At 42.4% G+C, this 14,368-nt stretch carries 11 protein-coding genes; 7 read left to right on the top strand and 4 right to left on the bottom strand.

The annotated features are described in order from the left end of the window. The first annotated feature begins 88 nt into the window (after nt 1–88). Complete coding sequence (locus tag H5162_RS17470) at nt 89–2,584, top strand: penicillin-binding protein 1A (protein ID WP_182779142.1); 2,496 nt, start codon at nt 89–91, stop codon at nt 2,582–2,584. Between the two features lie 81 nt (nt 2,585–2,665). Here the strand turns inward: H5162_RS17470 and metL are convergent, their stop codons facing one another. Then, nucleotides 2,666–5,011 carry a bifunctional aspartate kinase/homoserine dehydrogenase II gene (metL, locus tag H5162_RS17475; protein WP_145238514.1) on the bottom strand — a complete coding sequence of 782 codons (2,346 nt, stop codon included), beginning with the start codon at nt 5,009–5,011 and terminating at the stop codon, nt 2,666–2,668. 6 nt (nt 5,012–5,017) lie between these two features. Then, a complete protein-coding gene (metB, locus tag H5162_RS17480; protein ID WP_145238511.1) occupies nt 5,018–6,280 on the bottom strand; it encodes a cystathionine gamma-synthase in 1,263 nt (420 codons plus the stop codon). A 235-nt stretch (nt 6,281–6,515) separates the two neighbouring features. On the opposite strand from metB, the gene metJ reads away from it, so the two are divergent. Next, complete coding sequence (metJ, locus tag H5162_RS17485; protein WP_016709540.1) at nt 6,516–6,836, top strand: met regulon transcriptional regulator MetJ; 321 nt, start codon at nt 6,516–6,518, stop codon at nt 6,834–6,836. Between the two features lie 109 nt (nt 6,837–6,945). Here the strand turns inward: metJ and H5162_RS17490 are convergent, their stop codons facing one another. Both H5162_RS17490 and rpmE read right to left on the bottom strand, forming a co-directional pair. Beyond that, a complete protein-coding gene (locus tag H5162_RS17490) occupies nt 6,946–8,187 on the bottom strand; it encodes a malic enzyme-like NAD(P)-binding protein (protein WP_182779144.1) in 1,242 nt (413 codons plus the stop codon). A 564-nt stretch (nt 8,188–8,751) separates the two neighbouring features. Further along, nucleotides 8,752–8,964: a 50S ribosomal protein L31 gene (gene rpmE / locus H5162_RS17495; protein WP_145238505.1), complete on the bottom strand. Its 213-nt coding sequence runs from the start codon at nt 8,962–8,964 to the stop codon at nt 8,752–8,754. A gap of 233 nt (nt 8,965–9,197) precedes the next feature. On the opposite strand from rpmE, the gene priA reads away from it, so the two are divergent. From priA to H5162_RS17520, 5 genes are all read left to right on the top strand, one after another. Continuing rightward, nucleotides 9,198–11,384: a primosomal protein N' gene (gene priA / locus H5162_RS17500; protein ID WP_149982625.1), complete on the top strand. Its 2,187-nt coding sequence runs from the start codon at nt 9,198–9,200 to the stop codon at nt 11,382–11,384. Nucleotides 11,385–11,405: 21 nt separating this feature from the next. Next, nucleotides 11,406–11,936: an SPOR domain-containing protein gene (locus H5162_RS17505; protein ID WP_149982624.1), complete on the top strand. Its 531-nt coding sequence runs from the start codon at nt 11,406–11,408 to the stop codon at nt 11,934–11,936. An 80-nt stretch (nt 11,937–12,016) separates the two neighbouring features. Next, complete coding sequence (hslV, locus tag H5162_RS17510; protein WP_145238496.1) at nt 12,017–12,535, top strand: ATP-dependent protease subunit HslV; 519 nt, start codon at nt 12,017–12,019, stop codon at nt 12,533–12,535. A gap of 11 nt (nt 12,536–12,546) precedes the next feature. Next, on the top strand, nt 12,547–13,875 hold the full coding sequence (hslU, locus tag H5162_RS17515) for an HslU--HslV peptidase ATPase subunit (protein WP_182717691.1): 1,329 nt from the start codon (nt 12,547–12,549) through the stop codon (nt 13,873–13,875). 68 nt (nt 13,876–13,943) lie between these two features. Continuing rightward, nucleotides 13,944–14,318, top strand: coding sequence for a gamma-butyrobetaine hydroxylase-like domain-containing protein (locus tag H5162_RS17520; RefSeq protein WP_182779146.1), 375 nt, complete (start codon nt 13,944–13,946; stop codon nt 14,316–14,318). Nucleotides 14,319–14,368 lie beyond the last annotated feature (50 nt).

The raw sequence follows: 14,368 nt of genomic DNA on the forward strand, positions 1-14,368 counted from the left end.
TTTATATGAAAAAATACTATTCATTTTTTAATCAATATATACTAGCAGTCTCCGATTCTAATTGGGAGTCCATTTAGGGAAAATATAAGTGATTTTATTAAAACGAACTTTACAATTTTTTATCATCTGCGCGTTTTTAGGGCTCATTACCTTAGTAAGCCTTTATTATTACGTTAAATCTGATATCCCCAGTGTGCAAGTTTTAAAAGACGTGCAATTACAAACTCCTATGCAAGTCTTTTCGAAAGATGGTTTGTTAATCAACCAGTTCGGTGAAAAACGCCGCATTCCAGTGACTATAGAAGAGATCCCACAACCACTCATAAATGCTATTTTAGCCACTGAAGATAACCGTTTTTATGACCATATAGGTATAGATCCTATAGGTATTTTACGTTCAGCGCTCGTATTAATTTCAACTGGTGAGAAAAAACAAGGCGCAAGTACTATAACAATGCAGTTAGCTCGTAACTTCTTCTTAACACGTGAAAAGGCCTATATTCGTAAAGTAAAAGAGATCTTCATTGCGTTACACATTGAGAACTTACTTACCAAGGATGAAATACTCGCTTTATACCTAAATAAAATAGAGTTAGGTAATCGTGCTTTTGGTATCGGAGCCGCTGCACAAGTCTATTATGGTAAGCAACTAAACGAGTTAACTTTAGCGCAAATGGCAATGATTGCAGGCTTACCAAAAGCGCCTTCAGCTTTAAATCCGATCAGAAACCCAGTTCGCGCCAAGGCACGCCGTAATGTGGTACTCAGACGTATGCTTGATGAAGGTTATATCTCTCAAGCAGACTACAACCAGAGCTCTCAAGAACCAATCACGGCAAAATTTCATGGTGCCGAAATAGACTTATATGCGCCTTATATATCTGAAATGGTGCGTGCAGAAATGGTCGCTCGTTATGGCTACGAAAAAGCATATAATACCGGCTTTAAAGTTTACACCAGTGTTGAATCTGACGTACAAGCCGCAGCGCAAAAAGCACTCGTTGATAATCTCCATGCATACGATATGCGCCATGGCTATCGTGGCCCAGAGCAGCAACTGTGGGATTTTGAAACGCAACCTGCCCTAAGCTCTAGTGAAATTTTAGCAAAGCTTGAGCCGGTAAAAGAAATTGCCCCGCTATTAACGGCAGCAGTTTTGTCTGTAGGAGAGCAAACGGCAACAGTGTTATTAAAAAGTGGTGAGCAAGTCACTCTAGACTGGGATAATCTCAAATGGGCGCGCAAATACATTACGCGTTACCGTCAAGGTTTTCCACCAAAAACAGCTGCTGACATACTCAATCCAGGTGAGCAAATTTGGCTACGTAAAAATGACGATGGCAGTTATCTACTCAGCCAATTACCTGAAGCCTCAAGTGCATTAGTATCGCTGGATCCGAATGATGGTCGCATTAAAGCAATTGTTGGCGGTTATAGCTTTGAACAAAGCCAATATAACCGAGCCGTGCAAGCAAAACGTCAGGTCGGCTCTAACATTAAGCCGTTTATTTATTCTGCGGCGCTGAATAATGGTTATACCTTAGCGTCTATTTTAAATGATGCGCCAATCAATCAATGGGACAAGAGCCTAGGGGTTGCATGGCGACCAAAAAACAGCCCTGCGGTATATAACGGCCCAATCCGTATTCGTCGTGCTTTAGCACAATCGAAAAACGTTATTTCGGTGCGCTTACTGCGCGGTGTAGGCTTGCAGCGCACAGCTGATCACCTATTAAAATTTGGCTTTCAAAATAATGATATCAATCGCAGTGAATCGCTAGCTTTAGGTAGTGCGTCAATCACTCCTTTAGAGCTTGCCCGTGGCATGAGCACATTTGCCAATGGCGGTCATTTGATCACCCCTTATTTCATTAATGAGATTCAAGACTCAGCAGGTAATGTGTTATTTAAAACAAAACCATTATTAGCGTGTGATCCTGTTACGCCTCAGCTAACAATGACTCAATTTGAGTCCACTACAGGGTTAAATACCAGCCAAACAGCAAATCATTGTGCGCCGCGCATCATATCTAAACAAAACGCGTTTTTGATAGCTGATGCGATGAATAGCGCAATTTGGGGAGGCGGTAGTTGGGCCCATAAAACGGGTTGGAGTGGAACCGGTTGGCGTGCTCAGGTATTAGATCGTCGCGATCTTTCCGGTAAAACGGGTACTACTAATGACTCTGTCGATACTTGGTTTAGCGGCTTTAACCGTAATGTTATGACCTCGGTCTGGGTTGGATTTGATAATCCAGGTAACCCGCTTGGTCGCTCGACGTATAACAACAACATGGATAATACCCAGATCTCTGGTGCAGAATCTGGTGCTAAAACAGCTCAACCGGCATGGATTGACTTTATGCGAGTAGCACTCAAAGATAAGCCAGAAGCACCAATCGAGCCACCTGAAGGATTAGTGTCGGTACGAATCGATTTAGCAACGGGACTCTTGAGTCAAAAGAACGATTACACTAGTCGCTTTGAATACTTTGAAAAAGGCACCTCGCCCACTAAGTATGTGATGCAGCATGTAGAAAACGTTTTTGAAGAAGAAACTAAAACAGAAGATGAGCTGTTTTAATATTAATATGTCGCGATATAAAATCGCTGCTACATAAAAAAAGCGCCAATCGGCGCTTTTTTTATTTTACAAACTCAGAGCTCATTTTAAGTTTTGTATTAACCAATATAAATCAGAATGCACGCCTGCTGCGGTAACTTCTTTGCCTGCACCAGGACCTTGGATCACCAACGCATTATCGTTATACCACTGACTGTTGATAACAAAAATATTATCACCTGGAGTTAAGTTAGCTAAGGCATCACCCTGTGTTGCATAAGCTAAACCGACTTTAGCGGTTACTTTGCCATCAGCAATTGTTAACGCACCGGTATAACGCAGTACTTTGTTTTCTTTGGCGGCTAACTGCGCTTTTTCAGCAATAAAGTCATCAAGCAACTGCTTATTAGCTAAAAAAGACTGCCAATCACCTTGCGCTAGTTGCTCTGGCATCAACGGTGTTAAGCCAATCTCATCAAGCTCTAAGGTGAGCCCTAATTCACGAGCTAAAATTAATAGCTTACGCTGCATATCACGCCCTGATAAATCTTCCCGTGGATCAGGCTCGGTGTAACCCATTTGCTGCGCTTGCAACACTAAATCGGAAAACGCTACACTGCCATCATAACTGCTACACAACCACGATAAAGTGCCTGAGAACACGCCTTCAATATGGGTAATACTGTCGCCACTGTTTTGTAAATCAGCTAACGCAAAATTAATTGGTAAACCCGCACCAACACTGGTGTTATAACGCCATAATAAGTTACGTTCAGCTAAATTACGGCGTAAATTTTGATACCAGTCATTATTTGCAGTGCCCGCATATTTATTAGCACTGATCAGGTGACAATCTAAATTTACAAACGCCGGGTAAAGCTTACTAAACGCTTCACTAGCAGTAATATCAATCAGCACTTTATGTTCGTAATCGAGTTCGCTGATACGTGTCAGTAAATCAGCTTCTTGGTAATCTATTGCTTCGTTTTGCCACTGCGACTGCCATTGCTCAAGCACGATACCACTTGGGCTGAACAACATAGAGCGCGAGCGTAATAAACCAACCAGCTTAACGCTGAAGTGTTGCTGCAAACGATTAAGCTGCTGACTTAGTTGCTCAATAAATACTTCACCAACATTACCAAGGCCAGCAACAATAATGGCAAGCTCTTGGCCTTTGTTAATCAACTTATCATGCAATAAGGTCAATACATCACTATCAATAGATTGATCCGTTAGTAGTAATATGTAGTCTGCGTCTTGATGGCTAAAGCGCGGCACTAAACTTTGCTCACTAAGCACTTGCGTTGCTTGTTCAAATAATTGCGCTACATCATTTCGTGGCGCCACAACAGCGCAACCATGTAAGTTCGACTCAATAATATTAGCGCGCCCTTGCAAATGACTCACCACCTGATGAGTCGCTGCTGCCGGCACTAGTAAGTAGGTATCGCCGTTTTTAATAAAATGATGCAAGCTGTGTTGAATAAGCTGACTTAATTCGCCAATTTCACCGCCACGCAGCTGATCAATACGCAGTAAATCAATATTTTCTAAGGTAGTGATAAAACGCTTAGCTTTGCTGTAACCTTCTTTGACAATTTCTGTCGCGCTAGCTTCGCTGTCGTAACTACTGCGAACGACTAATTTGATATCAGTATTTTTTAATGGCGAGAGAGTTTTAGCATGTAACACTGGGTTGCCCAAACGCGCCAGTAAGTTTGCTTGGCCACGACATACTTTAGAATACTTAATCGCTTTTTTTACTTTACGAGGGTCGGTACTAAACACCCCTTGGGTATCAGTCCAAATTGATACCTGACTAGCATGACAATAACTGCTTAACAAAGTCGCGCTGTAATCACTGCCATTGCGCCCCAAAGTAACTGTATTTGCTTGGCAATCAGCGGCTATAAAACCAGTAACAATATTAATGCAATTGGCTGAAATTAACTCGGCACAGGCTTGTTGATTTTTTTGATGTAATAATTGCCCATCATTAAGGGTAAACAATTGACGAGCATCAACATCTTGAGCTGCAACATTTAACTGTTTTAAATAGCTAGCCAATAATCGTGCCGACCAAACTTCACCGTGAGCAAGCAATGCGGCTTCCTGTAAGCTTTGCTGTTGAGTTTGCTGTGCAATTAAGGCTAGCTCTTGTTCTAATACGTTTAATGCCGTATGTCGCGCTGCTGGACTCAATAACTGCTCGATCAAAGTACGTTGATGATTATCAAGCTGCAATAAAATATCACTCACTGCCTGTTGATCACCTTGCTGGTAACTCTGCCATAGCGTAACTAACGTATTAGTAGTTTTACCGGCTGCGGATACCACCACACAATCACCGGCTTCCGTATGGGCTAGAATAATATTTGCTACGGCCTGATAACGCTCTGCAGAACTAAGGCTAGAACCACCAAATTTATGAACTATATTTACCATTTTTTATTACCACAAAGCCGTATGTGCAGGAGTCAGTTTAAATGAGCTTGATTGCTCATCATCTTGTTGTTGAACAGAGGAAGCGATTACTTTTGCGCCGTGCTGAGCTTGACCTGGTTTCACTTTATTGAATACACGATCTAAGTCAGCGATTAAATCTTTTACATCTTCAATGCCCACCGAAATACGGATCAGGGTATCACCTACTCCCGCAGCAAGACGAGCAGTTGCCTCCATACCTGCGTGGGTCATTGTTGCAGGGTGACAAATCAAACTCTCAACCCCACCTAATGACTCAGCTAAGCTAAATTCTTCTAAGCTGGTCAAAAATTCTGCAGCATCATTAATATCACCTTTGATATCAAAGCTTACCATGCCACCAAAACCACGTTGCTGCTGTTTAGCGAGTTCATGCTGTGGATGAGATACTAATCCAGGGTAATATACTTGGCTTACATAAGGGGAGTTTTCTAGATATTGGGCAATAATAAAGGCATTTTCTTGATGCTGACGTAAACGAACATTCAAAGTACGTAAACCACGTAACGTTAAGTAGCTATCAAACGGAGCACCGGTAATGCCAATGTTATTAGCCCACCAAGCAAGCTCATCACCCAACTCTTGGGTAGCGGCGATCACCGCACCACCAACAACATCTGAGTGACCGTTAATATATTTAGTGGTCGAATGCACCACAATATCAACACCAAACTCAATTGGGTTTTGCAAAGCAGGTGATAAAAATGTGTTATCGGCACCAACCAACGCACCGCACTGCTTAGCAATCGTGGTGATCGCTTTAATATCGGTTAACCGTAAGATAGGATTACTCGGTGTTTCAATCCAAATTAGCTTTGGTTTTATCTCAAGAATTTTTTGATGATTTTCAGATTTAGTTAAATCTAAAACCACTAACTTTAATAAGCCACGCTTTTCAAGTGAGGTGAATAAGCGGTAACTACCGCCATAGCAATCATGTGGGATCACTAAAGTATCGTCACTGTTTAGCAGCTGAGTAGCTAAATGCACCGCAGCCATGCCCGTTGCAGTGATAATCCCCTTAGCGCCACCTTCAAGCTTAGCGAGCGTTTCAGCGAGTAAATCACGGTTTGGGTTGCCGCTACGGCCATAATCATATTGGCGCTTTTTATCAAAATCAGCAAATGAGTAGGTGGTCGATAAATGAATGGGAGGCACAACCGCGCCGTGATGTTTATCTGCATCAATACCATTGCGTACTGCAATGGTTGCTTTATTCTTTTGACTCATACCGTCACCTACAATTAAATGGATGTTTAGACGTCTAAAAGGTTAGAGGATCAAATTTAATAAGTCAAAGCATTTATGCGGTTTTAGCCGCAAGATTAGAAGTAAAAACATTTAAGCCGCTAGATGGCTAAAAAACAAGTGTTTGACTATCTTTTTTAACACGATAGAATTTCGCCATCTTTGCGCTGCAAAAGGTCGCGCAAACAATTAACAACCTGAGGCAACGATACATCCTATGGCTAAATGGAATGGTGAATATATTCACCCATACGCAGAACACGGGAAAAAATCAGAACAAGTTAAAAAGATCACCGTTTCGATCCCGCTAAATGTATTAAAAGTTTTGACTGATGAGCGCACTCGTCGTCAAATTAATAATCTTCGCCATGCAACAAATAGCGAATTACTTTGTGAAGCATTTTTACACGCATTTACTGGCCAACCACTGCCAAACGATGAAGATTTACGTAAAGATAATCCAGAGAAAGTGCCTGAAGAAGTGAAAAAAATCATGCTTGAAATGGGTCTCGAAGTACCTGTACTCAACGAAGATTAAGTTATCATTTGTATATATTCCTGCTTCAGGAATTGGCTACAAAAAAACCTCAGTAACGTAAGTTACTGAGGTTTTTATTATTGTGCCATTACCAATTGCAGCTAAGCAGCTACTCCATGTAGTTTTCCGGCATATCAATTTGTGCAACACCAGAATCAATTGCCGCTTGCGCTACTGCTTTGGCAATGCGCGGTAATAAACGCGGATCCATCGGTTTTGGAATAATATACTGCGCACCAAATTCAAGTGTCTCAACACCCGCCGCTTTTAATACTTCCGCTGGTACTGGTTCTTTAGCAATGCTACGAATAGCGTCAACCGCAGCAATTTTCATTTCATCATTAATTTTGCTTGCACGCACATCTAGCGCACCACGGAAAATAAATGGGAAACACAGCACGTTGTTAACTTGGTTTGGATAATCTGAACGACCCGTTGCCATGATTAAATCATCGCGAGCACCATGAGCAAGCACTGGTGAGATTTCTGGATCTGGGTTTGAACAGGCAAACACTACAGGTCGATCAGCCATTAGCTTAAGATCGTCAGGAGAAAGTAAATTCGGGCCAGATACACCAACAAATACATCGGCATCAGCAATAACATCTTGCAGTGTGCGCTTATCTGTATTGTTAGCGAATAACTGTTTGTACTCGTTTAAATCATCACGACGAGTATGAATAACGCCTTTACGATCTAACATGTAAATATGTTCACGCAATGCGCCACACTTGATCAGTAGCTCCATACACGCAACCGCTGCGGCACCGGCTCCTAAACAAACGATAATCGCATTTTCGATTTCTTTGCCTTGTACTTCAAGTGCGTTGATCATACCAGCAGCCGTTACAATCGCGGTACCGTGTTGATCGTCGTGGAACACTGGAATGCTACAACGCTCGATCAATGCTTTTTCTATTTCAAAACACTCTGGCGCTTTAATGTCTTCTAAGTTAATACCGCCAAACGTATCAGCGATGTTAGCAACTGTATTGATGAAATCTTCGGTGGTATTGTGTTTCACCTCAATATCTATCGAATCTAGACCCGCAAAGCGTTTAAATAATAACGCTTTACCTTCCATAACCGGTTTTGAAGCCAATGGACCTAAGTTACCTAAACCTAAAATAGCGGTGCCGTTAGTAATAACCGCAACCATATTGCCTTTACCGGTGTATTTGTAGGCATTAGCGGGATCAGCAGCTATTTCACGTACCGGTTCTGCAACACCGGGGCTGTATGCGAGTGCAAGATCCTGTACGGTTTCAGCTGGCTTTGTAAGCTCAACGCTAATTTTTCCTGGAACGGGGTGCGAATGGTAATGTAAAGCTTGTTCACGAAAGTCTGACATAACGCGATTTTATCCTGCAAGTAAGTTAAGTTGAAAGTGAGAGTAAGCAGTTCTTATATCTTATAGGGAACGATACCTATATTATAATTAAATTCAAGCAATATCAGGTCTATCCTGTTATATGCTATATCCGTTAATTTTATGCGTTTTGTCAGCATTTTTTGCAAAAAAGCTTCAATTTTCGGCTATAAAAACGCCACAAAGCATCAAAAAACCCATCTTAAAATGCTCATTATGCAACGCTTTAAAGCAAAAATAATGACCTATGACTAAAAACCATCAAAGTAAGACGTTAACAACATTTAACCGCAAAAGACCTAACTTTACCGACAAAAACGTTTAATTTATCGCTTTAACGAGAATGACAATATAGTCAACAAATCACTATTTGTCTGTTATTTACTCGCTATACTGGATATAAAAGTGGGAAATAGTCACAACATAATGAATGCGTAAAGCTGGAGCACTAGAGCAAGAAATAAAGACTAAAAGGCGGTGTTTTTAATAAATAGCAGGCATAAAAAAAAGCACCCTAAGGTGCTTTTTCCGACAAAACAACAAGAATTACTTGCTGCTAAGTGAACCGAAACGCTTGTTAAAGCGATCAACACGGCCACCTGTGTCTAAAACTTTTTGCTTACCAGTGTAAAACGGGTGACACGCAGAACATACGTCTAAGTGAATGTCTTTACACAGAGTAGAACGAGTTTCGAATTTATTTCCACATGAACATGATGCTGAAATTACTTCGTACTTAGGGTGAATACCTTCTTTCATAGAAACCTCTAGTTAAGGCCGCATCGCTCTCCAAACCCGGAGTCTGGCACCATACGTCGTTAAAACAAATTATTTAGGACGCGTATTCTAAGCAACAACCCCACTTGCTACAAGCTTTAAATGTCGTTTTTGCTAATAAAATGAACAAAAGTTTTAAAGAAGATATTTGCAGGTAGGTTTTCAGCCATAATTTTAGTACATTAACTCCCTTATTCGTTCTTGTTTGGGTTGTTATGAGTTTTGTTGAAGTTGCTATAAAAGTACCGTTGCATCGCACCTTTGATTATCGCATTCCAGAGCAACTCGATGGTTTATCGGTGATGCCTAAAGTCGGTGCGCGGGTATGGGTGCCATTTGGTAATCAGCGCAAAGTTGCGGTAGTACTGGCGCTAAAAACCAACACCGATGTGCCGGTTAATAAACTTAAAGCAGTGCTTGAAGTGATTGATGATGAAGCCGTTTTATCAGAGCGACATATCGAATTATTGCGTTTTACTGCGCGCTATTATTGCTACCCACTAGGTGAAACAATTCATATCGCCCTGCCTGGCGCGCTGCGTCAAGGACTGTGCCCAGATAAAAGCAGTATTAGTATGGTGGCACTAACTGAAAAAGGCGCTAAATTACCGTCTTTAAAAGCAAAGAGCCAACTAAGCTTACTCAAACAACTGGCAGATTCGGGTAAATCATCACTTACAGAATTAAAAGCGCTGGGGTTTAGTAAAAAAACTATCGACAGCTTACTTAACAAAGAGCTGATCAGCCAAACGATTGAACACGACAACCAATGGCAACAACAACTTCCCACCGTAGGCACTAAGCCGACTCTAAATAAAGAGCAAGCAGTAGCCTGTACCACCATTAATCAAGCGGTCGGTTTCAATAGCTTTTTACTAGAAGGTGTCACTGGCAGTGGTAAAACCGAGGTTTACTTACAATGCCTTGAAGAGGTTTTAAAACGCGGTGAACAAGCACTCGTACTAGTGCCTGAAATTGGCCTTACGCCACAAACGGTTAATCGATTTCGTCGTCGCTTTCCTGATACGCCGATTATGCTGTGGCATTCAGCACTGACCGATAACGAACGCTTACAAACTTGGCGCTTTTGTGAAAAAGCCAGTTGCGCAATTGTGATTGGTACACGTTCGAGTATCTTTTTACCATTTTTAAAGCTTGGTATGATCATTGTTGATGAAGAACATGACGGTTCATTTAAACAACAAGATACCTTACGTTACCATGCCCGTGATTTAGCCGCATACCGCGCTTTTCAACATAAAATACCGCTGATTTTAGGCTCAGCAACCCCGGCGCTCGAAACCTTGCATAAGGCAATTCATAATAAATACCAACTGCTGAGCCTAACGCAACGTGCGCAAACCAGTACCGACAATAAATTTCAGCTGATTGATATGAAAGGCCAGCCGGATCAAGCTGGTATAGCCCATGCCAGTCTTGCCACTATGCGTCAGCATTTAAAACGAGGCAAACAAGTGATGGTATTTCTAAACCGTCGCGGTTTTTCGCCTACCCTGATTTGCCATGAATGTGGTTGGTTAAGTGAGTGCACACGTTGCAGCACCAGTGCGACTTTTCACAAGGCCATCGGCCAGATGATTTGCCATCACTGCGGTGAGCAAGAACGCGTGCCGCACCAATGTCCAGATTGTGGTAGTACACAAATATTTCCTAACGGCAAAGGCACCGAACAAATAGAAGAGTTTTTAACAACCGAGTTTCCTGATACCCCAATTAGCCGGATTGACCGCGACTCAACGCGTCGTAAAGGCAGTTTAGAAAAAGCCCTAGACGATATAAACCAAGGCGGTGCACGGATTTTAGTTGGCACCCAAATGCTTGCCAAAGGTCATCACTTTGCTGATGTGAGCTTAGTATTGATCCTTGATGTCGACGGCGGCTTGTACTCGTGCGACTTTCGCGCCACAGAGCATTTAGCACAATTGGTTACTCAGGTGGCTGGCCGTGCTGGGCGCAGTGGCGAACCAGGTCATGTATTATTGCAAACTCACTTTCCCGAGCATCCTTTATTACAAGATTTAGTCAATAATGGTTATCAAGATTTCGCCCGTTTTGCACTGCAAGAGCGCGATGACGCACAGCTACCACCAATAACTAATATGGCGATTGTCCGCGCCGAAGGTCACAACATAAAGCAAGTGGTCGATTTTTTAACAGATTTAGTTCCAGTCCAAGGTCTAACTGGTATACAATTGCTAGGTCCGATCCCTGCACCGCTCGAGCGAATTGCGGGGAAATATCGCTTTCAATTGCATATTCAAGCGCTCGAACGCCCTCTATTACACCAATATCTCGCGCAAATGGTAGACTACTTAAGTACCAGTAAATTAGCGCAAAAGGTGCGATGGAGCTTAGATGTAGATCCAATAGATATGATTTAAGGTTAGAAGCCCAATACCACCATGGCACAACACGATTTTATTAATAAAAAACCGGGCAACCGTAATAGCAAAAAAACAGCGCCACCGAAAAAACCATTCCCCGTATTATTAGTACTGGTTACCGTGCTACTTGTTGGCGGTTTTAGTTTTGGTTTATGGTATGTCAAAACCAATGCAGATCCAAAGCTGGTTGAACAACAAGCAAACCCAACACCTGCAAAAGTGCAACAAGAGTTGCCTAAACCACGCCCTCCTGAATTCATAAAAGAAATCAAAGAGCATGAAATTCAAGTTGAAGTAAGAGAGCTTGAACAAAAAGGCCCTTATGTAATGCAATGCGGCTCGTTCAGAACCCATGGCCAAGCAGAAACCTTAAAAGCTAAAATTGCATTTGCCGGATTAATCGCCGAAATTCGTGAAACAACCGGCACTAACGGTGTCTGGTATAAAGTGCGTTTAGGTCCTTATAAAACCAAACGTTTAGCCGAAAGTGATAAAAACAAACTAAAGCGTAGCAAAATAACTGGTTGCGGAATTTGGAATTGGACTTGATTTTAGCCCATTAACCCATATTAACTCATCATCAATCGCTTTTAACGAGTCGCCCCTGCGACTCGATGATGAGGAATAACATGACCACTATTGTAAGTGTACGTCGCGGCGATAAAGTCGTCATTGGTGGCGATGGCCAAGTTTCACTTGGTAACACCGTAATGAAGGGCAACGCCCGCAAAGTTCGACGCCTTTATAATGGCAAAGTGATCGCCGGTTTTGCTGGCGGCACTGCTGATGCCTTCACCCTGTTCGAACGTTTTGAAAGCAAGCTTGAAATGCACCAAGGCAATCTAACCAAAGCCGCTGTTGAAATGGCTAAAGATTGGCGTAGCGATCGCGCCTTGCGCAAACTCGAAGCATTGCTTGCTGTTGCCGACTCCACAGCCTCACTGATAATTACTGGTAACGGTGATGTTGTGCAGCCTGAAAATGATTTAATTGCCATTGGTAGTGGTGGTAACTTTGCCCAATCAGCTGCAACTGCCCTACTTGAAAACACCGATTTAAGCGCCCGCGAAATTGTTGAAAAAAGCCTGACAATTGCCGGCAACATTTGTGTATTCACAAATAACTTTCAAACCATCGAAGAATTGTAATAGGAACTGCTATGTCTGATATGACTCCCAGAGAAATCGTTCATGAACTTGACCTGCATATAATTGGTCAAGCAAAAGCAAAAAAAGCAGTGGCTATTGCCCTTCGTAATCGCTGGCGCCGCATGCAATTAGATGAAGATCTTCGCGCTGAAGTAACGCCGAAGAATATCCTGATGATCGGTCCAACCGGTGTTGGTAAAACTGAAATTGCCCGTCGTTTAGCAAAACTTGCCAACGCGCCTTTCATTAAAGTCGAAGCGACTAAGTTCACTGAAGTGGGCTATGTTGGTAAAGAAGTTGAAACCATCATTCGCGACTTGGTTGATGTATCAATCAAAATGACCCGTGAGCAACAAACTAAAAAATTCAAACATCGCGCAGAAGAAGCTGCCGAAGAACGTATTTTAGATGCACTACTGACTCCAGCTAAAGATTCGTCTGGTGAAAGCCAACGCGATGAAGGATCTTCAACGCGTCAGATCTTCCGTAAAAAATTACGCGAAGGTCAATTAGACGATAAAGAAATTGATATTGATTTAGCTCAAGCACAACCAAATGTTGAGATCATGGCACCACCTGGTATGGAAGAAATGACCAACCAGCTGCAAGGCATGTTCCAAAATATGGCGGGTGACAAGCGCACTAAACGCAAACTTAAAATTAAAGAAGCGTTTAAATTATTGGTTGAAGAAGAAGCCTCTAAATTAGTAAACCCTGAAGAGCTAAAAGAGCAAGCAATCTTCGCAGCCGAACAAAACGGTATTGTGTTTATCGACGAGATAGACAAAATCTGTAAACGCGGTGAATCATCAGGTCCAGATGTAAGCCGTGAAGGCGTACAGCGTGACTTACTGCCACTGATTGAGGGCTCAACCGTGAGCACTAAGCATGGCATGGTGAAAACTGACCATATGTTGTTTATTGCCTCTGGCGCATTCCAAATGGCAAAACCATCTGACATGATCCCAGAACTACAAGGTCGCTTACCTATTCGTGTAGAGCTTGAAGCATTAACCGCTGACGACTTTAAACGTATTTTAACCGAACCACATGCCTCACTGACCGAGCAACAACATGCACTACTTAAAACAGAGCAAGTAAGTGTAGAGTTTAGCGATGACGCCATCGAGCGCATTGCCAAAGCGGCATGGCAAGTTAATGAAAAAACCGAAAACATTGGTGCACGTCGCCTACATACGGTAATGGAAAAACTGATGGAAGAAATTTCCTATGATGCATCAGAGCAAGCTGGCACCAGTTTAGTCATTGATGCTGCCTATGTTGAGAAGCATTTAGGTGCACTGGTTGAAGATGAAGACCTAAGTCGCTTTATTCTTTAATTTTAAAACTAGAACTTAGGGCCCAGGCTCTAAGTTCTAAGTTCTAGGCTCAATACACAGGCATAACAATGAAACAAGTTATCAAGGTACATCATCATACCGTTAGCAAAACCCTTGATGTCTATTTTGACGATGACACCCACTGTACTTTTAGTAGTGAGTTTTTACGTGTTCATTCACCGTCTGCCGAAGTACAAGGCCATGGTAACGAACCAATGAAATTGGTACTCGGTAAATCGCAGGTTAGCATCAAAAACATCGAGCCAGTCGGCCACTACGCACTGCGTTTAGACTTTGACGATGGCCACAACAGCGGTTTATTTAGCTGGGCATATTTCAGCCACCTACAAGCCCAACATGACGATTTGTGGCAAACCTACCAACAACGCCTCGCAGAACATCAAGCCAATAAAGACAGCGTACCGATCAAGTTTGTACCTTAGCGAGTTTGCGAGTTTGCGAGTTTGCGAGTTTGCGAGTTTGCGAGTTTGCG

It is taken from the genome of Pseudoalteromonas sp. SR41-8, from assembly GCF_014163915.1.
In the GTDB taxonomy this organism is placed as follows: Bacteria; Pseudomonadota; Gammaproteobacteria; order Enterobacterales; family Alteromonadaceae; genus Pseudoalteromonas; species Pseudoalteromonas rhizosphaerae.